The sequence below is a fragment of the Paenibacillus sp. S02 genome, assembly GCF_019454065.1.
GTDB classification, from domain to species: Bacteria; Bacillota; Bacilli; order Paenibacillales; family Paenibacillaceae; genus Paenibacillus; species Paenibacillus polymyxa_B.
Genome location: NZ_CP073682.1, coordinates 2305755 through 2326283, shown reverse-complemented (window position 1 = coordinate 2326283; position 20529 = coordinate 2305755). Strand labels below are relative to the sequence as shown.

Below are 20529 nucleotides of genomic sequence, written 5' to 3'. Positions count from 1 at the left end.
TCTCCCTGGACATTACGGACTCACCACTAGTGATATTGCGAGTTGATCCCACTGGATATGGTCTTTCAGACGGCGATTTACATCCTCAAGCGTGATACTTTCATAAATCGGAAGCAGTTGGAAAAAATCGCTGCCCCGAAAGCGATGTCTTGTAAATTCATGCGCAATATTTTCTGGTGAATTGAGTGTACGCAGATAACCACCGATTTTCTTTTTGCGCGCCCGTTCAAAATGTTCTGCTGCAAAGCCCTGCTTCTGGATGGACTCCACCTCTTCACGTATTCTCGCCAACAGCCGATCCGGGTCTTTGGTATCCCCACCGATTGCAGAGAATGCATATTGCTGCGTACTATTGTACTCATGACCAAAACTATCCGAAATCAGATCCTCATCGTAGAGCTTTTGATACAGTTGTGTACTGGAGCCAAACAGGAGATCTAGCATCAGCTTGGTTTCTAGATCATGACGGAGCAATTCTTCACCCGTTAGGCCTACTTCAGCCTCCTTGAATCCAAACAGTAGCTTTGGCAGAGAAACGGCCAGCTTTACCTCACGACGTGGTTCTGCAACTGTAGTGGGTTCATCGTCGAAAATCCGCTCGATCTCTCCCTGCGGCTTATAGTCCTTTTTAGCCTGATTGTTACGTACCAGTTCTATTACTTCAGCTGGATCCACTCCGCCCACTACAAAAAGAATCATATTGCTTGGGTGGTAGAAAGCTTCATAGCAACTGTACAGCGTTTCCTTTGTAATCGTACTGATGGATTGAACAGTACCTGCGATATCAATATGCACCGGATGTACCTTGTACAACGCCTCGATAAGACCAAAGTAACTCCGCCAATCGGGATTATCTTCATACATATTGATTTCCTGGCCGATAATGCCTTTTTCCTTCTCTACATTTTCATCTGTAAAGTAAGGATGCTGCACAAAATTGACTAGCGTGGTCAAATTTTCTTGAATACGCTCAGTTGCCGAAAACAGATATACTGTTTGATCAAAGCTCGTAAATGCGTTCGCCGATGCCCCATTAGAGGAAAAGGTAGCAAAAATATCTCCTTCAGGCTCTTCAAACATTTTATGCTCCAAAAAATGGGCTATGCCATCCGGCACCTTTACGGGCTGTTGACCTTCTACGCGGAAATGATTATCAACCGAGCCGTATTTAGTCGCAAATGTGGCGTACGTCTTCTGAAAACCCGGTTTGGGCAACACATAAACGTGTAAACCGTTATCCATTACTTCATAGTACAGCGTTTCCTGCAAATGCTCATAAGGTATATGCTCCACCGCTATTCCCCCTTCTGGTCTCTCAAGAAATAAATAGTGTCCAGTCGGAACGTCCGGGCGGCATCCTGAACATCCTGCACCTTGACTGCCTCCACCTGACTCAGCAGTTCATCTACCGTCCGCTCTTTACCGGAAAGCTGTCTGTTAAAATCATAGGCGATCATTTCAAAAGCGGAATCCTGCATCTCCTTCAGCAAGTTGCGAATCATCGCCTGCGTTTGGGTCATTTCCAGCTCGGTAATCGCTCCATTTTGCGTATCTTCCAGTTGCTTGCGGATAATAGTAACCGCTTTTTCATAATTAGGAATTTCGATACCAGATTGAATCGTACCAATCCCTTTATGCCCGTCATACCGCGATGAAGCGTAATACGCCAAACTTTCCTTTTCCCTTACATTAACGAACAGCTTTGAATGCGGATACCCGCCCAAAATGCCATTGTACATCAGAGCAGAAGCATAGCGATCGTCTCCATACGTAATAGGGGTGCGCAACCCCATGTTGAGCTTGCCCTGGTTCACATCAAGACGCTCTACAACGGTTTGAACCTCACGCTCTACTGACTTGGGCTGTTCAGGAACATACCCTGTTTCCGCTGAACGGTTCAATTGAAAATAACGATCAACAAACTTCTCAACTTCTTCCAGCGTCGTATCTCCCACAACGTATAAATCCATGCTAGCATGATTCAGCCATTCTCCATAAGCCTGATACAAACTCTGTGCATCTATGCTGTCCAGATCGGATCGTTGACCAAGAGGGTGCAGACGATAAGGCTCATCTTTGCACATTTCCTCCATACAGCGCTCGCCAGCATAACGTATTTTATCGTTAACTATAGATTCCAGCTTTTTACGCACATTTTCTCGTTCCTGCTGGACGTATCCCGTTTGAAATGCACCATTTTCCAATGCAGGCTTCGTCAGCACTTCTCCGAGAAAAGCAAACGAACGATCCAGCAAACTATCCGGACTGTTTACAAAGCTGTCATTAATCGTATCCATGCGAAATTGCACGATCTGATAATCTCCACGTTTGTATACATCGAATCCGAAACCCGCGCCATACAATTGTTCTAACTGTTCTCTGAATTGTGTAGTCTGCGGATACGATTCTGTACCCCGTCGCAGAACGAAAGGTACCAGCCCCACTCGGGTTACGGTTTCCTCACGTAGCGGAGTACCTACATACAACGATATGGCAAACGTCTTAAAGCGCTTGGTCGGCAGTACATGAATCCTCAGTTGTCTGCGTGTGCCACGCTCGAAACCTGTTTTGTTCAAGTCCAAAACTCCTTTGTGACGTCAATTTGCGTCTAGCCTTTGATTAGCATTAGCTGCTGTAAATCATCCTCCTGTAAAGAGGTAAAGTGTACCAATCTTTATTCTAACCATGCAAAAGCCAAGAAGCAACCGGAGACAAGCTCCCGGCTGCTTCGGCGTTTTACATGCAGAAAATATGCTCCCCGATGGTTTTCACCTGCGGACGGGACCAAATCCATTTGGAGGTGGCTGTTTTTGGGTTAAAATAATAAAGACATCCTCCGCTTGGGTCCCAGCCGTTCAGGGCTTGGCGTACCGCCTTTTGTGCAGTCTCATTCGGTGTGAGCCAGATTTGGCCGTCTGCTACAGCTGTGAAAGCTCCTGGCTGAAAGATCACTCCAGATGGTGAGTTGGGAAAGCTGGGTGACTTAACCCTGTTCAAAATAACAGCCGCGACGGCAACTTGTCCTTCAAATGGCTCGCCGCGGGATTCACCGTAGACCGCGTTGGCCATAATTTTAAGATCATTTTCAGATAGTCCCATGGTGTTGGCCGATCCCATCGTTTCATCATTTTGATCCGCTTTATCGTTATTGTCCGCTGTCTGTCCCTGAGCGGAACCTTGATTGTTACGATGCATAGGAGTTTCCGTTGGCTTCCAGTTAGGAGTAGCATTCACCAGCTTTAATTTCGTCTTTGCTCCGACCACTCCATCGGGACGGATGCCAAATTCCTTTTGAAAACCCTTGACAGCTTTTAGTGTACTGCTGCCAAAATGGCTGTCCACTTTCCCGCCAAAAAAGCCCAGCAACTTCAAACGTGATTGCAACTCATATACATCCTGACCGTAAGATCCAAAATCAACCGCTCCCGAGCTGAATGTCGGCTGGGAAGGTTGCGCCGCTTGTACTTTCTGCTGTGTGCTCAGCGGCTCTGCTTGCTGCTGTGCAGAGTCATTTTTAAAAAGTCCTGTGTACGTAATAGCCGAGGCTGCGAGGATACCCGTGCAAATCCAGACCATTGTCTTTTTCATATGCTGCGCTCTACCTTTCTTTTGTGGGATTAACAGGATGGCTACGTTTATTATGACAAGCTCCGCTTAAAGCTATTCACCCTTTTAATCTTCTTTCAGCAGGTAGTCGCCACACCTCAAAAAAACAAACATCACAAAAAAACGCTGTTTGTTCACTTAGAGTTGTCATATTAGAACAACCACCATGCGAACAAACAGCGTTTTAATGTAGTGCTGGATAGAGATCATGCTTAGGAACTAACTTTATTTTGCTGATATTGCTCCATTGAGATAAGGACCTCACGGGGCTTGCTGCCCTCGTAAGGGCCGATGACTCCGCGAGCTTCCATGGAGTCAATCAGTCGAGCAGCACGTGTATAACCGATCCGCATACGGCGCTGAAGGAGCGAAACGGAAGCATGTTTAGCCTCTAAAATGATGTTGACAGCCTGATCGTACAGCTCATCCAGCATTTCATCTGCATCAGCCGATACCTCTTCCACCTCCGGCACTAGCGTTTCATCATACTGCGCTTCACCCTGTTCACGTACATAGTTAACAATATTTTCGACTTCTTGATCGCTCATGAACGCTCCCTGAACGCGGACAGGTTTGGAAGCACCCATTGGCATGAACAGCATATCACCACGTCCGAGTAGCTTCTCGGCTCCGCCCATGTCCAATATGGTACGGGAGTCTACCTGCGAGGAAACGCCGAAGGCAATACGTGAAGGAATATTGGCTTTAATCACCCCGGTAATTACGTCAACCGAAGGTCTCTGGGTTGCAATGATAAGGTGGATGCCTGCTGCACGCGCCATTTGGGCAAGTCGTGCAATCGCATCCTCCACATCTCCCGCAGCTACCATCATTAAATCTGCCAACTCGTCCACAATAACGACGATGTAAGGCAGAAATGCATCCGGGTTATCTTTCATCAGATTATTATAGCCCTCAATATTACGGGTTCCTGATTTGGAAAATAACTCATATCTTTTTTCCATTTCAACTACAATTTTCTTCAATGCAAGTGAGGCACGCTTTGGATCAGTCACGACCGGAGCCAACAAATGCGGGATTCCGTTGTACACGTTCAACTCCACCATTTTAGGATCGACCATCAAAAATTTGACCTCATCCGGCTTTGCTTTGTACAAAATACTCGTGATGATCCCATTGATACACACTGATTTACCCGAACCTGTTGCCCCAGCCACAAGCAGATGGGGCATCTTGGCCAAATTACCAACAATCGTCTGTCCTGCAATATCACGTCCGAATGCAATGGATAAATTGGAAGTTGACTCCTGGAAAACGGTTGTCTCCATTACCTCACGCATCGTGACAATAGAAACTTCATTATTCGGAACCTCAATTCCGATAGCAGATTTGCCAGGAATCGGAGCCTCCATACGGATATCTTTGGCAGCAAGCGCAAGCGCAATGTCATCCGTCAGACTCACAATGCGGCTGACCTTCACTCCAATGTCCGGCTGAATTTCATAACGCGTTACGGCAGGGCCACGGACAACCTCCAGCACCTTCGCACGCACACCAAAGCTTTCCAGCGTTGCTTCCAGCTTGCGTGCTGTTTGCATGTAATCCTTTTGTCCCATACCTTTGCCTGCGTTTTGTGGTTTAGCAAGCAAACGAAACGATGGGAGCTTGTACGGTTTAGGCGGCGGCGGAGCCGGAATAGCTGTATGGGTACCTTCAGCCTCTTCGCCTGCAACCCCAGTTGCAATCGTCTGAGCTTGTCCCTGAGCACCTTCTAATGTCCCCTGGATCGTTGTCGAATCATCCATATCCGTATTCGCATGGGCATCCACAAAGTCATCATCCAGGGATTCATCAATAATGGAAGTTGTCTGCTCTGCCCCTGTCAGGGACTCACCAAATTCAGCTTCCGGTCTTCTTTCCTCATGCTTTACTTGTTCGAAGAAATCCCTAATAATGGGCGACCTCTTTACCGGAATTGCAGCTTCCTGCTCAGCGTGTTCGACTACGTCAGACAGCTCTTCACTCTGGTTTCCGTTTCTCCACTGGGCCTGCGCGTCCTCAGCTTCATATGAAAGATCATGATCATCCTCATCCGTATCGACGGAATGCTCCCCCTTGTCCGCTTTATCTGAATTTTTGAGACCAAACAACTGAAAGAAAATCGGTTGTTTGCGTGCAGGAGGCTGCATTTCGTCAAAGTCATCATCCATGTCTTCCTCATAGGCAGGAATCGGCTCAGACTTGATTTTTCTATTTCCACTACCTTTGCTAGATGCCGAAAGCGGAGTAGCTTTACCAGTCCATTTTTTGCGCACGCTTCCCCCGACTGTCAGCAGCTTGGTCTTTACAATCCGTACCAAATCCACATAGGACAGTTGGGTCATCAGCATGAAACAAATGACGAACATAACAATCATGATCAGTTTAGCTCCTGTGAGACCAAACAGCCACAACAGAACAGTAAGCTGCAATGCGCCTACATACCCCCCGCTGATATCCTTGTTCAGCATTGAGGTATGGCCCTGCTGGTCAGGCGACAGCAACTGCTCACGCATATCTATATGTATCTGGGTCATCACTCCGCCCGGCTGAAGCGCATTGATCGGCCCCAAACGCTGCTCCATAGATGAAATTGAACTCATAAGTGTAAAGGCAAACACCAACAGGAGCAAACCCGTTTTACGCGAGTTCCACTGGTTCGGCCACTTGCGGTGAATCATCACCATCAGACCATAATAAATGCCAATGAGAGGGATAACAAAATAGAATTTCCCCAGTACGAGCCCAAACATCTTGGATAGCGACCGACCAACTGCCGCTTCACCCGACAACGCAATGACCGCTAATGTAATCAGCACAATGCCGTAAATTTCAAATTTTAGAACTCCGCCAAATGCGGCTTTCTTTTTTCTTTTTCTTCTTCTGGACATACAAGGTCACCCCCCAGAAGAATATTATACCACGTCACCCGGTATCCGCACATATGTTCTTTTTCAGCAGTAAATGACCTATTTCTATACTATTCGACACCTTCTACGACCACTCGATGACTTGACCTGGTCCATAACGCGGATTCAGGTAGGCTTCCAGCGGACAGTCCAACAACCGTACAATGATCCCCCGACGACTTTCAAGCGGCTGTACCTGCATAAGTAGACCGTCTACCCGAACCTCTGCAAGCTCCTCAGCCTCTTTCCACATCCCTTGCCATACCATTTCCATTGGCATTACAGTATATAGTGTCATTGAGGTAGCTCCCCGCTATGCTCCCCTGACAGTGTCTCTGTAGGAGTTCCTGTGGCACTGGGAGAAAAAGGAGCATACGGGGCCTGCTGTTGGATCCCAGCGATCCCGTTTTGCTGACGCCGCGTTTCAATAATGGTGTTCAGCTGTTTTAAAGCCTCTCCGATACCTCCAACCGCGTCCATCAATCCATACTTCACTGCATCGGCTCCCCCAACCGCTGTACCAATATCGCGGTTTAACTCACCGGTTTTAAACATCAGTTCCTTAAACTGCTCTTCTGTAATACGAGAATGAGAAACGACGAAGCGTACAACACGTTCCTGCATTTTTTCCATGTATTCAAAAGTTTGTGGTACTCCAATGACCAGACCGTTCATACGAATGGGATGAATGGTCATCGTCGCACTCTCCGCAATGTAGGAATAAGTGGAAGACACAGCAATGGGCACACCGATGCTATGCCCCCCACCTATGACAATAGTCACCGTTGGTTTACTCATCGATGCGATCATTTCAGCAATAGCCAGTCCTGCCTCTACATCACCACCAACTGTATTCAGCAAAATCATTAATCCTTCGATACGAGGATTTTGTTCTGCCGCTACCAACTGGGGAATAATGTGCTCATATTTTGTCGTTTTGTTTTGAGGCGGTAAAATGAGATGCCCTTCAATCTGACCGATAATCGTCATGCAAAAAATATTGGACTCGCCTCCAGGCATGGAGGTTTGACCCAGTTGCTGCAAAGCCTCCATAGCAGGTAAAGCGGGTCTTTGCCCAATTTCTGGTTGATCTGGCGCTTCCGTTTCCTCGTTGCCAGAAGTTAGATTGCTGTATTGTTCCATATGGGTGATCTTCCTTTCGCTTTACGCATCTATATGACCCGTATTCACCCTATAGTATGGGATGGAAATGGAATATTTTATACCCGCCCCCATGCTTTTCCTTGTCCCGCAAAATCAAAAAAGCCTCTCCTCCCGCGGAAACCGTCCAATATTTCCTGCGGGAAGAGAGGCGACTGTGTGCCTGTGACTTAAGTTTTTAATTCAGGTTTTTGAACAAATTTCAATTGAATCACACTTCCATTATAATTGGCAGGATCATCGGTCTGCGACGAGTTTGCTCATACAAGAAGCGACCTAGTGCATCCTTGACATTTGTCTTGAGGGAAGCCCATTCATTTACATTTTCACTCATGAGCTTATGCAGTGTACTTGAGACAATACGATTCGCTTCATCCAGCAAACCTTCCGATTCACGGACATATACGAAACCACGGGAAATGATATCTGGTCCGGATTTAATCGTTCCGTCTTGCTTGCTCAGCGTGACAACCACCACCAAAATACCGTCCTGTGACAGCAATTTGCGGTCGCGCAATACGATATTTCCTACATCCCCTACGCCTAGTCCATCGATCAGTACGTTACCTGCTGTAACTTTACCAGCTCTGCGTGCTCCGCCATTCTGAATTTCAATGACTTCACCGATATCCGTGATGAAGATATTTTCAGGCTCTATACCTACGCCTTCAGCAAGAAGAGCGTGACGACGTTGCATTCTAAACTCACCATGAATTGGCAAGAAGAACTTTGGTTTCATCAGATTCAGCATCAGCTTGAGTTCTTCCTGGCTTCCGTGTCCAGAAACGTGGATACCTGGATTAGCTGCGCTGTAATATACATTGGCACCCAGACGGAACAGTTCATCAATTGTGCGTCCAACGTATTTTTCATTACCCGGTACCGGAGTAGCTGCGATGATGACTGAATCCCCTGGAAGAATGTCAACCTTTCGATGTGTGGAACGAGCCATTCTTGTCAAAGCGGACATCGGTTCACCCTGACTGCCTGTGCAGAGAATAACTACACGATCCGCTGACATTTTGCCAACTTCTTCAGGCTCAATCAGCATTCCATCTGGAATTTCCAAATAGCCCAAGTCCGAAGCAATACCTACGACATTAACCATGCTTCGACCAATAACTGTTACTTTACGTCCCGTAGCTTCAGCAGCATTAATTACCTGCTGAATACGATGTACGTTAGAAGCAAAAGTGGCTACGACTACACGCTGTCTCGACTTGCGGAAAATGTCTTCCAGGACAATACCAACGCTCTTTTCCGAAGGTGTAAAGCCCGGTTTCTCGGCATTTGTACTGTCTGACAAAAGAGCCAGTACGCCACGTGTGCCAATTTCAGCCATACGCTGCAAATCTGCATATTGTCCGTTCACCGGAGTATGGTCAAATTTGAAGTCACCTGTATGAACAACAGCGCCTTCAGGAGTATCAATACATACACCTACAGAATCCGGAATACTATGGTTGGTTCTGAAGAAAGTTGCTTTTAATGTGGAACCCAGCTTGATTTCAGAATCAGCATTGATCAAAATACGTTTGGTTTCACCAAGCAGATTCGCTTCCTTCAGCTTATTTTCCACCAATCCCAGCGTCAATTTGGTACCATATACTGGTACATTCAAATGTTTCAACACGTAAGGCAAACCGCCGATATGGTCCTCGTGACCATGAGTCAGCACAATGCCTCTTACTTTGTCGCGGTTCTCTGTAAGGTAGGAAATATCAGGAATAACGATATCAATGCCCAGCATGTCCTCTTCCGGGAATTTCAGACCGGAATCCACCACGACAATGTCATTGCCGTATTGAACGACATACATATTTTTCCCGATTTCACCGACGCCGCCCAAAGCGAAAATCATCAATTTATCGTTGTTTGTTTTTTTAGACAAATGAATCTAAACCTCCTATGGTAGTTGGACGTCGTACCTTGATTTGTTTATTTAATTTTCAAAAAAATACCGCACCCAGTCACTTGACCCCATTATACATGATTAAAATAAGAAAAAACAAGTCATCCTGTTCGTTACGCTAGGTTTCCCATTGCCGTCTGAAACCATTAGTATCTGTCATTTTATCTACATGCATGGTTAAAAGCACAGCAAAAAGGACGTCCTATAAGAACGCCCTTCACGCTGGAGAACCTTGTCAGACAATAAGCCCTATCGGTTTTGTACCTACCGATTGCCCTTAACAAGGGTACTTCCTTAGTATTAATTAACAGCTTACATTCCTATTTCTCTTTAGCGGGTAAATAATTTCTTAATAAATTCCGCTTCATCCTCAGTTGGAGGAATGAGTGGCAACCGAACCGAACCTACCTTAATCCCCCGTAATTCCAATGCATATTTTACTGCCACAGGATTAGGCAGAGGATGAGGACAGCCAAACAAACCCTTGAAAATCGGGAACAACTGCTGATGCAACTTTGCTGCCTCCTGCGAGTGTCCTCCTACAAGTGAATCGATCATCTGCTTCATTTCAGCACCTACCACATGACTCGCTACGCTGATAATACCATAAGCACCTACAGCCATAGCAGGCAACCCAGAAGCATCATCCCCGGAATAAACCAGAAAACCTTCTGGCGCTGCCGCTGCAATCTGTGTGACCTGCGCAAGTGATGCACATTCTTTGGTTCCCACAATGTTCGGAATTTGTGCAAGACGCAGCGTTGTTTCAGCTGTTAGACTCGCTCCAGTACGGCTTGGAACATTATACAGTATAGCTGGAAGGGATGTGGAGTTTGCAATACTTTGGAAATGCTGATACATCCCTTCCTGATTCGGTTTATTATAATATGGCACTACCAGTAGAACACCATCTGCTCCTGCTTGCTCCGCGGCACGAGTTAGATGAATAGAGTGACGCGTATTGTTGCTTCCAGTCCCGGCAATAATTTTACATCGTCCAGCTGCTTTTTCTACAACAAATGCAAACAACTTGATTTTTTCATCATCGCTCAGGGTAGGAGACTCCCCTGTTGTTCCAGATACAACAAGTGACTCTGAGTGCTGTTCTTCTATTAAGTAATCAATCAACGAGGACAATGCAGTCCAGTCAATCTCTCCTTGCGAATCAAAAGGTGTCACCATTGCGGTAATCAATCTGCCGAAGTTCACCATGCTGCCTCCTTTTTGCAAGTCCGAGCACGGACAATGCGCCTATTGATGGAGTTCAAATTTATTATGCAATGCGCGTACAGCCTGCACCATGTCTTCTTTTTTAACAAGTACCCAGATCGTTGTGTTGGAATCTGCTGATTGAAGGATCTGTACGTCTGATTCTGCCAATGCCTCCACAATCGTCGCCATAATGCCCGGTACCCCGTTGATACCACCGCCTATGACAGAAACTTTAGCACACCCGGCCAGTATCTTAGGTTCTAGACCCAAACCGTTCAATACTTCAACCGCTTTGCTTCCATCATGATCGAACACAGTATAAACTGCCCCCGATGGAGTTACGTTAATAAAGTCAACGCTGATTCCATGTTCAGCCATAGATTTGAATACTTGTAATTGCAAGTGCTCCAAACCCGGCTTTAATTCAACATTAATCTGAGTGACATTGCCGACATACGCAATACCGGTCACGAAACGGTCTACGATGTCTGCCTGCACGTCTTTAAAGCCTTCCGGGTGGGTAACTAACGTACCTTCTCCTTCGGAGAAGGTAGAGCGAACACGGACCGGGATATTAGCCTGCATGGCGATTTCAACAGCACGAGGATGGATAACCTTTGCTCCCTGATGAGCCATATTGCAAATCTCCGTATAGCTAACATGTGTAAGTGGCTTTGCATTTTCCACAATGCGCGGATCGGCGGTTAATATACCATTCACATCCGTATAAATATCAACCATATCCGCATCTAGAGCAGCACCCAGAGCAGTAGCTGACGTATCGCTGCCTCCCCGACCCAAGGTAGTCATATCACCGTCTGCTGTTTGTCCCTGAAAACCTGTCACAATGACAACTCTGCCTTGGTTCAACTCTTCAACAACACGGTCTGGCTTTATATCCAAAATACGAGCATTGCCGTATTGATCATCCGTAATAAAGCCCGCCTGTGCCCCAGTTAGCACCGTAGCAGGAATACCTTCCTTCTCCATCAGGCTGCATAATGTAGCAGCAGAAATGATTTCACCACAGCACAGCAGTAAATCCCGCTCGCGCTTCGGAAGACTGTCGCCGTTAGACGCCGCCCAATCCAGCAGCGTGTCGGTGGCATAAGGCTCTCCTTTTCTCCCCATGGCCGACACAACAACAACCAATTGAAGATTTTGTTCCAGCTCCCGCTTCACATGTGCCAGCACAAGTTGACGTGCTTCAGGTGTGGACAGCGAGGTTCCCCCAAATTTTTGCACCAAAATACCCATTATTCTTCCCCCATATCGGAACGTTACTCCGCGTTTGCAGCAATAATTTCCGCGATTTGCACCGCGTTCCATGCCGCTCCTTTGAGCAGATTATCGGATACAACCCACAAATTCAATCCACGGCTATTGCCCAAATCACGGCGTACACGCCCCACAAATACGTCAGGTTTTCCAGCAGCTTCGGATGCCAGTGGATAAAGCTGAGCAGCAGGATCGTCCACTAGCGTTACTCCCGGTGCCGAAGCCAGCAGATTGCGGATTTCTTCTAAATCATAATCTTTTTTAAGTTCTACATATACAGATTCCGAGTGACCGTATACAACAGGAATACGTACACACGTTGCTGTTACGTCCACAGATTCGTCACCCAGTATTTTTTTCGTTTCACGTACCATTTTCATTTCTTCCAGTGTATAACCATTGTCCTGGAATTTATCGATTTGCGGGATAGCATTGAAAGCAATCTGATGCTTTACTGGCAACGAGCCTACTGGCAACAGATCAGGCTGAACTTCATCACCGTTAAGAATCGCTGCGCTTTGACGATTCAATTCATCAATAGCTCGGCTTCCAGCCCCGGAAACGGCCTGGTATGTGGATACTATGATACGAGAGATGCCATACTGATCATATAATGGTTTCAAAGCAGCTACCATCTGAATGGTGGAGCAGTTCGGGTTCGCAATAATTCCTTGATGCTCGGCAATCTTGTCGCTATTCACCTCAGGCACTACAAGAGGAGCTGTCGGATCCATTCGGAATGCATTGGTGTTGTCAATGCAAACTGCCCCATGACGAACAGCATGCGGCGCCAATTCCTTACTTACGTCTCCACCTGCACTAAACAAAGCAATGTCGATTCCTTCAAAGCTGTCGGGGGTAGCAATCTCTACTGGAATTTGCTGACCTTTAAAGCTAATTAACGTGCCGGCAGAACGAGGCGAAGAAAGAAATTTGATTTTGTCCACAGGAAAATCCCGTTTTTCCAGCAGATTTACGATCTGTTCTCCTACAGCGCCTGTCGCTCCAACGACAGCTACATTAAACTTTCTATTGCTCATCTGGTGTATCTCCCCTTCTCGACTAAAAAACCATTTTTTATTCTGAAAGCATCCACCGCCAACAAGAAATTAGACCCGATACAATATCGAATCATCTTCTAGGCGAGGGATGCTCAGCAGTTAACTATAGTACTTCATGGGGTCTTGCGTTCCACAATCATCGGCTGAAGCTGTTTGCCTTGCAATGCTTCATAAGCAGCCTCTGGAATCAACTCCATGTTAGCTACAAGCGAGTTCGGCTTTTTAACTGGATTGTCCTGTCCGAACGGCACAAAAAAGATATTTTTGGCTACGAGTAATTTGGCGATATTGGCAGCATTTAGACCCAGTCCATCATTAGTAGATATGGCTAAAAGAAGTGGACGACCGTTGCGCAATTGCGCCTTGGCAGCCATCAAAACCGGACTGTCTGTCATCGCATTCGCTAACTTACTCATCGAATTTCCCGTCAAAGGTGCAATCACTAGCACATCAAGTAGTTGGGAGGGACCCAGTGGCTCAGCCTCCACAATTGTAGAAATGATATCATTCCCTGTTATATCTTTCAACTGTTTTTGCCAACTTTGCGAAGTACCAAAGCGAGTATCCGTTGTTAGTACTGTATTGGATATAATAGGAACGACCTTCGCACCCTCATCAACAAAGCGCTGTATAACAGGCATTACCTCTTCAAATGTGCAATGTGAGCCTGTAATTGCATAACCTACTGTTTTCCCTTGCCAACTCATTGTGCATCCCCCCGATCAGGATTATCTTCCATTAACAACTGCACCAGCGTATTCGCTATAATGGCACCAGCAGTTTTGGGAGCAACAATACCGGGAAGACCAGGGGCAAGCATAGCCTTGATTCCACGCTTTTCCGCATAACGGAAATCACATCCGCCCGGGGCGGAAGCAAGATCTATAATCACGGTGCTCAATGGCAATTTAGACAGGATTTGCGCTGTGATAATCATAGAGGGTATTGTATTAAAAATCAAGTCAACTCCCTTTGTCTCATGCGCTAAATCCCTTGTCATAAAAGGCTTCCAACCCATTTCCACGGCTCTCGCTGCATCCTCTACCCGCCGTACTCCAACCTTCACTCTGGCTCCCAACCCCTGTAGTGCCCTTGCCATGGTAAATCCAGTCCGTCCCATGCCTAGAACCATACAATCTGCACCGTGAATCGTAAAATCGGTATGCTGAATGGCCATCATCAGTGCGCCTTCGGCCGTAGGTATAGAGTTGTATATGGCCACATCATCTCTCTCCAGCAGCTCTACCAGCTTTAACTCATGTCTGGTACAAATTTCTTTTAAGTACGCCCGCGCCATCCCTGTATATACAACACAATGCGGTGGAAGAGCAGCAGCATGCTCATTCAGAAACTGGAGCTTCTGTGCTCCAAAAAGTGCATTTACGTTGCCTTCCTCATCGCATCCCACCACCGGTAAAATCAGTGCGTCTGACGATTCCAGCAGCTTGACAGACATTGGTTCTAGTGTCACTCCTTTGAGTGGTACTTCAAGCTTGTCAAAACCGACCACACTGACGGTAGCATCCATGTCCACACATTTGCGGATTACCTCAAGCTGCCTCGCATCGCCACCCAAAACAACGACGCGTATTCCTGTTAGCATCCGGATCACTCCTTTCCGAGACACGATATGCTTTTAGTCTATGCGAGTGCCCGGAGAGGGGTGAAAAAACACAAAAAAAGCCGCCCCTTTATGAGGCGACCTTTATTTGCATGCTTACTCTTAAGCAAGTAAATTTGAAGATTTTACAAAATAGACATTCGTACATCGCAAACCAACCATAGCCTCAGCGTCCTGTATGGCCAAAGCCTCCAGCACCACGCACTGTTTCAGATAATTGGTCTACTTGTTTCAGCTCTACCTCAGGTACAACCTGAAATACCATTTGTGCAATTCGCTCATTGCGCGTAATCGTGAACGATTCCTCACCCAAATTAATAAGAAGTACCTTAATCTCCCCACGATAATCCGCATCAATCGTTCCCGGTGTATTGAGACAAGTAATACCATGCTTAAGAGCCAGTCCACTTCGCGGACGGATTTGTGCCTCCAATCCCGCTGGCATAGCTATTGCAAATCCAGTTGGAACGAGGCAACGTTTGCCGGGTTCCAGTACCAGATTTTCCTGTACTGCTGCATACAAGTCAAACCCTGATGCAAGCTCTGACATTTTGCGGGGCAGCTCAATATCTTCATTGCCCGCGAGTCTGTTAATTTCCACGTAAGTTAACAAAATAGTCCCTCCTCATATCCTTTACCGCTGAATCACTCGCTCCCACCATCGACAGGGCAAACGGCTCCGAGAACATACGATCCAGCACTTTGTTCACATCATTTGCCGTCACTTGTTCGATATGTTCGATCATTTGATCCAGCGTATAATGCTGACCAAGCATCAATTCATTTTTTCCAAGCCGATTCATCCGGCTACCTGTACTTTCAAGGCTTAAAATCAAACTTCCTTTTAATTGCTCCTTACCTTTACGAAGCTCATTAGCGTCCAAACCGTTGACAGCCACATCTCGTAAAAGCTCCAGCGTCAAATCCAGCACGTCCTTTGTTTGCTTAGGAGCCGTACCTGCATAGATCGTGAACATACCACTGTCCGCATGGGAGCTATGATAGGAATAGACCGAATAAGCCAGTCCACGCTTTTCCCGAATTTCTTGAAACAAACGTGAACTCATGCCACCGCCGATCGCGTTATTCAGCAAAACCATAGCATACTGGAGTTCGTCACCCGTTGCAAATCCAGGCAGGGATAAACAAATATGATTTTGCTCCGTTGCTTTCTTATGATACAACAGCTCACCGTTAAACGCAGGTACTGTCAGCGGCGAAACGGTTCCATGATTATCAAAATGTCCAAAATGTCGCTCCAACAATTCTACCAAGCGATCATCAACATTACCAGCCACACTGATAACTGTATTGTCAATTGTATAATGCTCCCTCATATAACGGCTGAGATGTGAGCTATTCATAGCAAGCAGGTGATCTTCGGTTCCGAGAATCGGATAAGCCAGTGGATGTTCACCATAGGCCGCGCGAGATACAAGATCATGCACCATATCATCCGGTGTATCCTCGTACATGGAGATTTCCTCCAAAATCACATTCTTCTCTTTTGCCAATTCTTCCTGATCTAGTTTGGAATTAAAAAACATATCAGACAGCACATCAACTGCGATCGGTAGATGCTCATCCAACACCTTGGCATAATAGCATGTATATTCCTTCGAAGTGAAAGCATTAACATTTCCTCCGATGGCATCGAATTGCTCAGCGATTTCCTTAGCGTTAAAACGCTCTGTTCCTTTGAAAAGCATGTGTTCGATAAAATGAGAAATACCGCTATTGTCCGGCGTTTCATTCCGGGAGCCGGTTTTAACCCAGATACCGAAAGAAACAGAACGCACGGTTGGAATTTTTTCAATGACCACTCTTAGGCCGTTTTTGAGTTGAATTCTTTCCACGATTGGCCCTCCTAAACTGAATTGCATACTTAGCCATAATGTTCAATCCTAACAGAAAAAAGACGTTCACTCAACCGGAGCAGGTAGCTGTCGATCAGGGGAAAGTGTCTGACTGACAGTTCCGAGCACAAGTCCCTTACTACGAATGGCATGGATCATGCCTTTGAGAGCAGCCGCTGAGGAATCTGTTGGGTGCATCAATATCAGTGTGCCTGATTCAACCTTACTACTGATTTTGTTAATCACCGATTCTGGTGACGGATGTTTCCAATCTACAGTGTCCAATGTCCACAACACTGTTTTGAGCCCACGTTCTGCTGCTATATCCACCGTTTGCTGATTAAAATCGCCCGATGGAGGGGCAAACCAGTTATTTTTGACGCCCAAAGTTTCTTGAAGAAGCTCTTGTGTCTTTTCAATTTCTTGTGTGGCTCTGGCCCGACTCAGACGGCTCATATTCGGATGAGAGTAAGCATGATTCGAAAGCTCATGTCCTCTTTTTTGAATCTCCTTGGCGAGTTCAGGATTTTTTTTCAGCCAACTTCCATCAAGAAAAAATGTGGCCTTGACCTTTGCCTGATCCAGCGTGTTCAGTATCGGCAGGATAAATTCATTCCCCCATGCTACATTGATCATGAAGGATACCATTGGCTTTTCGGGATTGCCCCTGTAAATTGGAACATTACCAAGCTGATTTAAATGTATTTTAGGTGCCAATTGCCGATATACATATTGAATGGGTCGATCCGGAGATGCAATCGCTTTGCGATAGGTAGCATCCAAATCCACCTCCAGTCCGTTATAGCCTGGAATAGCCTTCCATACCCTGTCGATCTTGGCATCAACTGGTTCCCGTCGCTGACGGGCTGCTTCTGTTCTTAGTCGCTGCATAAGCGCATTATCGGGTAAAGCCGCCATCGCCATCGTTGTTTCAGCTTTAGGCTCCCCAACTCCTATAGCGTCTCCATTGCGTAATTGATTAGCGAAGTCACGAACCCCGCTAAACTGTCCGATTACCAGTGTGATGGCTAAACTGGCTACCACCCACACTGCTCTTTTTGCCCTACTCATGATTCCTTCATCCTCCCGCCCGTTTGTCCACATTGTATGCGGGGAGGACAAGAACTATGACGCAGTAGCCTCTAGTAGCCTACTTTGGCGCAGCTTGTGCATATGTATGAAAAAAGAGCCAGAAACGTAGCTCTGCCTCTTTCCAAAAGCTTAAACAATGCTATTCAAATCCCTTGTACTGTTAATACGAAAAGCTACTCCTGCCTTTCTAGTCTGCAACTGCAGGTACCTAGGATTTTGCAGGTGCTTCTGCAGTCAGAACAGCCTTACGGGACAGATTGACACGACCTTGTTGATCAATTTCGGTTACTTTCACCGTAATTGTATCCCCAATAGCAATTACATCTTCAACCTTGGCTACACGCTCAGTAGACAGTTGAGAAATATGAACCAGACCATCTTTGCCCGGTAAAATTTCAACAAATGCACCAAATTTCTCAATCCGTTTTACTGTACCGATGTAAATCTCACCGACCACGACTTCCTTTACGATACCCTCAATAATGGAACGTGCTTTTTCATTCATCTCTTGATTTGTGGAAGCGATGAACACACGACCATCTTGTTCAATATCGATTTTCACGCCGGTTTCTTCGATGATTTTGTTGATGATTTTACCACCAGCTCCAATAACATCACGGATTTTGTCCGGGTTAATGTGCATCGTCATAATTTTTGGAGCATACGGAGACAACTGCTCACGTGGTTTCTGGATCGCTTCCATCATTTTGCTAAGAATGAACAAACGTCCTTCTTTAGCTTGCTTGAGCGCATCCTGTAAAATCTGGCGGTCAATACCGTTAATTTTAATATCCATTTGAATGGCAGTTACGCCTTCCGCGGTACCAGCAACTTTAAAGTCCATATCGCCCAGGTGGTCTTCCATCCCTTGGATATCAGTCAATACGGAAACATGGTCTCCATCCTTGATCAATCCCATCGCTACACCTGCAACCGGAGCTTTAATCGGTACACCTGCATCCATCATAGCCAGTGTACTTGCACAAATACTAGCTTGTGAAGTCGAACCATTTGATTCCAGTACCTCGGAAACCAAACGGATGGTGTATGGAAATTCAGTTTCGGAAGGAATTACTTTGGAAAGTGCACGTTCACCAAGAGCACCATGTCCGATTTCACGACGGCCTGGCGCACGCAAAGGACGAGCCTCACCTACGCTGAATGGCGGGAAATTGTAATGATGCATGAAACGTTTTGTTTCTTCCAGATCAATACCGTCCAAAATTTGTACATCACCCAATGCACCAAGTGTACAAATGCTAAGCGCTTGCGTTTGACCGCGTGTAAATAAGCCCGAACCATGAGTACGCGGCAAAATGCTAGTGTCGCTTTCAATCGGACGAATTTCGTCAAGCTTACGACCATCAGGACGCACTTTATCATGCGTGATCAAACGACGTACTTCTTCCTTGACGATATCATAGAGAACTTCGCTCACGTCGCTCAAAAGCTCAGGTGTCTCTATGTATTGTGCTTCAAAATGGGCAACTGTCTCTTCGTTGACTGCATCAATCGCCTCTTGACGGGCATGTTTTTCTGCAATTTTAACAGCTGCCATTAAACGTTCAGCTGCATAAGCACGTACTTCACTGTTCACTTTTTCATCAACAGCATGCAGTTTAACCTGCATTTTCTCTTTACCTGCTACTTGCATCAATTGTTCAATGACTGCCACAATGTTCTTAATCTCATCATGACCGAACATAATAGCTTCCAGCATAACTTCCTCTGGAATCTCATTGCCTTCGGCTTCTACCATCATGATGGCATCTTTCGTTCCGGCTACAACCAGGTACAGATCGCTTGCATTCTGCTGTGCAATATCCGGGTTAATCACAAATTGCCCGTCTACACGTCCTACAGCGACTCCACCGATTGGCCCATTAAAAGGTACATCCGAAATGCTAAGTGCTGCCGAGGTTCCGATCATTGCAGCAATTTCAGGTTCGCAATCCTGATCGACACTCATAACCAGGTTCAACACCTGTACATCATTCCGGAAACCTTCCGGGAACAATGGACGAATTGGACGGTCTGTCAAACGGCTCGACAAAATCGCTTTTTGACTCGGACGTCCTTCACGTTTAATAAATCCGCCAGGAATTTTCCCTACAGCATACAATCTTTCCTCATAGTTTACGGTCAGGGGAAAAAAGTCCAAATCTTTCGGTTCACGGGAAGCGGTCACGGTACAAAGCACAACTGTTTCTCCGTAGCTCACTTTAACTGCCGCATTGGCTTGTTTCGCAAGACGTCCTGTTTCCAGCACCAGCTTTCTTCCGCCGAGCTGCATTTCTACGCGTTGCTCCATGGTATCCCTCCATTTCATTTCATTGTAAAAGTTCTATACATATCCAGTATTTCCTGCGCAGGGCTTATTCATAAGAAGCTAGCAGACAAATTAGGATATGTAATTCAAAAAAAGATTCCTCATTTCAAAAAAGAACCCGGCTGCTGTCCGCCGTCGCCTTAGCAGGGACAAGCGGTGAACAACCAGGCTTCTTTTCTCATTACATGTCTGAAAATTAACGACGCAGTCCGAGACGCTCGATCAACGCACTGTAACGTTTAACATCAGTCTTCTTCAGGTAAGCCAAAAGTTTACGACGCTGACCGACCATTTTCAACAACCCGCGGCGGGAGTGATGGTCTTTCTTGTGCGAACGAAAGTGACTTTGCAAGTTGACGATGTTTTCAGTAAGGATAGCGATTTGTACCTCTGGTGATCCTGTATCGGATTCATGAGTTTTGTACTCCTCGATCAATTGCTGTTTACGCTCTTGAGTCAATGCCATCCTGTTCACCTCCTTCATTATAATCG

At 46.2% G+C, this 20529-nt stretch carries 17 protein-coding genes; all 17 read right to left on the bottom strand.

Going from position 1 to position 20529, the window contains the following annotated elements:
- Nucleotides 1-12: 12 nt before the first annotated feature.
- Entirely contained in the window at nt 13-1293 is a 1281-nt protein-coding gene (gene yfmH, locus KAI36_RS10390; RefSeq protein WP_023988233.1) for an EF-P 5-aminopentanol modification-associated protein YfmH, read from the bottom strand.
- A gap of 2 nt (nt 1294-1295) precedes the next feature.
- The gene (gene yfmF / locus KAI36_RS10385) at nt 1296-2576 is read right to left on the bottom strand and encodes an EF-P 5-aminopentanol modification-associated protein YfmF (RefSeq protein ID WP_209941797.1); all 1281 of its coding nucleotides are present in this window, start codon (nt 2574-2576) and stop codon (nt 1296-1298) included.
- 160 nt (nt 2577-2736) lie between these two features.
- Complete coding sequence (sleB, locus tag KAI36_RS10380; protein WP_023988231.1) at nt 2737-3588, bottom strand: spore cortex-lytic enzyme; 852 nt, start codon at nt 3586-3588, stop codon at nt 2737-2739.
- 230 nt (nt 3589-3818) lie between these two features.
- The gene (locus KAI36_RS10375; RefSeq protein WP_220027664.1) at nt 3819-6497 is read right to left on the bottom strand and encodes an FtsK/SpoIIIE family DNA translocase; all 2679 of its coding nucleotides are present in this window, start codon (nt 6495-6497) and stop codon (nt 3819-3821) included.
- Between the two features lie 103 nt (nt 6498-6600).
- Nucleotides 6601-6813 (bottom strand): YlzJ-like family protein, encoded by a 213-nt coding sequence (locus tag KAI36_RS10370; protein ID WP_023988229.1) that lies wholly within the window; start codon nt 6811-6813, stop codon nt 6601-6603.
- Nucleotides 6810-7658 (bottom strand): ClpP family protease, encoded by an 849-nt coding sequence (locus KAI36_RS10365; RefSeq protein ID WP_220027663.1) that lies wholly within the window; start codon nt 7656-7658, stop codon nt 6810-6812. Before KAI36_RS10365 ends, KAI36_RS10370 begins: the two co-directional genes overlap by 4 nt.
- 229 nt (nt 7659-7887) lie before the next feature.
- Nucleotides 7888-9567 (bottom strand): ribonuclease J, encoded by a 1680-nt coding sequence (locus tag KAI36_RS10360; RefSeq protein WP_013309942.1) that lies wholly within the window; start codon nt 9565-9567, stop codon nt 7888-7890.
- Nucleotides 9568-9918: 351 nt separating this feature from the next.
- Nucleotides 9919-10800: a 4-hydroxy-tetrahydrodipicolinate synthase gene (gene dapA / locus KAI36_RS10355; protein ID WP_220027662.1), complete on the bottom strand. Its 882-nt coding sequence runs from the start codon at nt 10798-10800 to the stop codon at nt 9919-9921.
- Between the two features lie 39 nt (nt 10801-10839).
- Entirely contained in the window at nt 10840-12057 is a 1218-nt protein-coding gene (gene dapG, locus KAI36_RS10350) for an aspartate kinase (protein WP_220027661.1), read from the bottom strand.
- A 23-nt stretch (nt 12058-12080) separates the two neighbouring features.
- Nucleotides 12081-13118, bottom strand: coding sequence for an aspartate-semialdehyde dehydrogenase (locus KAI36_RS10345; RefSeq protein WP_013309939.1), 1038 nt, complete (start codon nt 13116-13118; stop codon nt 12081-12083).
- 134 nt (nt 13119-13252) lie between these two features.
- Entirely contained in the window at nt 13253-13846 is a 594-nt protein-coding gene (locus KAI36_RS10340) for a dipicolinate synthase subunit B (RefSeq protein ID WP_025720896.1), read from the bottom strand.
- Nucleotides 13843-14742 (bottom strand): dipicolinate synthase subunit DpsA, encoded by a 900-nt coding sequence (gene dpsA / locus KAI36_RS10335; protein ID WP_025720898.1) that lies wholly within the window; start codon nt 14740-14742, stop codon nt 13843-13845. Before dpsA ends, KAI36_RS10340 begins: the two co-directional genes overlap by 4 nt.
- Nucleotides 14743-14926: 184 nt before the next feature.
- The gene (gene dut, locus KAI36_RS10330) at nt 14927-15373 is read right to left on the bottom strand and encodes a dUTP diphosphatase (RefSeq protein WP_013309936.1); all 447 of its coding nucleotides are present in this window, start codon (nt 15371-15373) and stop codon (nt 14927-14929) included.
- A complete protein-coding gene (locus KAI36_RS10325; RefSeq protein ID WP_220027660.1) occupies nt 15351-16616 on the bottom strand; it encodes a M16 family metallopeptidase in 1266 nt (421 codons plus the stop codon). The genes dut and KAI36_RS10325 overlap by 23 nt, the downstream gene beginning before the upstream one ends.
- A 66-nt stretch (nt 16617-16682) precedes the next feature.
- The gene (locus KAI36_RS10320; RefSeq protein WP_220027659.1) at nt 16683-17687 is read right to left on the bottom strand and encodes a polysaccharide deacetylase family protein; all 1005 of its coding nucleotides are present in this window, start codon (nt 17685-17687) and stop codon (nt 16683-16685) included.
- Nucleotides 17688-17916: 229 nt separating this feature from the next.
- On the bottom strand, nt 17917-20019 hold the full coding sequence (gene pnp, locus KAI36_RS10315) for a polyribonucleotide nucleotidyltransferase (RefSeq protein ID WP_220027658.1): 2103 nt from the start codon (nt 20017-20019) through the stop codon (nt 17917-17919).
- Nucleotides 20020-20233: 214 nt separating this feature from the next.
- Nucleotides 20234-20503, bottom strand: coding sequence for a 30S ribosomal protein S15 (gene rpsO / locus KAI36_RS10310; protein ID WP_007430074.1), 270 nt, complete (start codon nt 20501-20503; stop codon nt 20234-20236).
- Nucleotides 20504-20529 lie beyond the last annotated feature (26 nt).

Bases quoted from the DNA above. Each gene is read 5' to 3' on its own strand.
- sleB (WP_023988231.1), bottom strand. From the start codon at position 3,588: ATGAAAAAGACAATGGTCTGGATTTGCACGGGTATCCTCGCAGCCTCG.
- KAI36_RS10375 (WP_220027664.1), bottom strand. From the start codon at position 6,497: ATGTCCAGAAGAAGAAAAAGAAAAAAGAAAGCCGCATTTGGCGGAGTT.
- KAI36_RS10370 (WP_023988229.1), bottom strand. From the start codon at position 6,813: ATGACACTATATACTGTAATGCCAATGGAAATGGTATGGCAAGGGATG.
- KAI36_RS10365 (WP_220027663.1), bottom strand. From the start codon at position 7,658: ATGGAACAATACAGCAATCTAACTTCTGGCAACGAGGAAACGGAAGCG.
- dapA (WP_220027662.1), bottom strand. From the start codon at position 10,800: ATGGTGAACTTCGGCAGATTGATTACCGCAATGGTGACACCTTTTGAT.
- dapG (WP_220027661.1), bottom strand. From the start codon at position 12,057: ATGGGTATTTTGGTGCAAAAATTTGGGGGAACCTCGCTGTCCACACCT.
- KAI36_RS10345 (WP_013309939.1), bottom strand. From the start codon at position 13,118: ATGAGCAATAGAAAGTTTAATGTAGCTGTCGTTGGAGCGACAGGCGCT.
- KAI36_RS10340 (WP_025720896.1), bottom strand. From the start codon at position 13,846: ATGAGTTGGCAAGGGAAAACAGTAGGTTATGCAATTACAGGCTCACAT.
- dpsA (WP_025720898.1), bottom strand. From the start codon at position 14,742: ATGCTAACAGGAATACGCGTCGTTGTTTTGGGTGGCGATGCGAGGCAG.
- KAI36_RS10320 (WP_220027659.1), bottom strand. From the start codon at position 17,687: ATGAGTAGGGCAAAAAGAGCAGTGTGGGTGGTAGCCAGTTTAGCCATC.
- pnp (WP_220027658.1), bottom strand. From the start codon at position 20,019: ATGGAGCAACGCGTAGAAATGCAGCTCGGCGGAAGAAAGCTGGTGCTG.
- rpsO (WP_007430074.1), bottom strand. From the start codon at position 20,503: ATGGCATTGACTCAAGAGCGTAAACAGCAATTGATCGAGGAGTACAAA.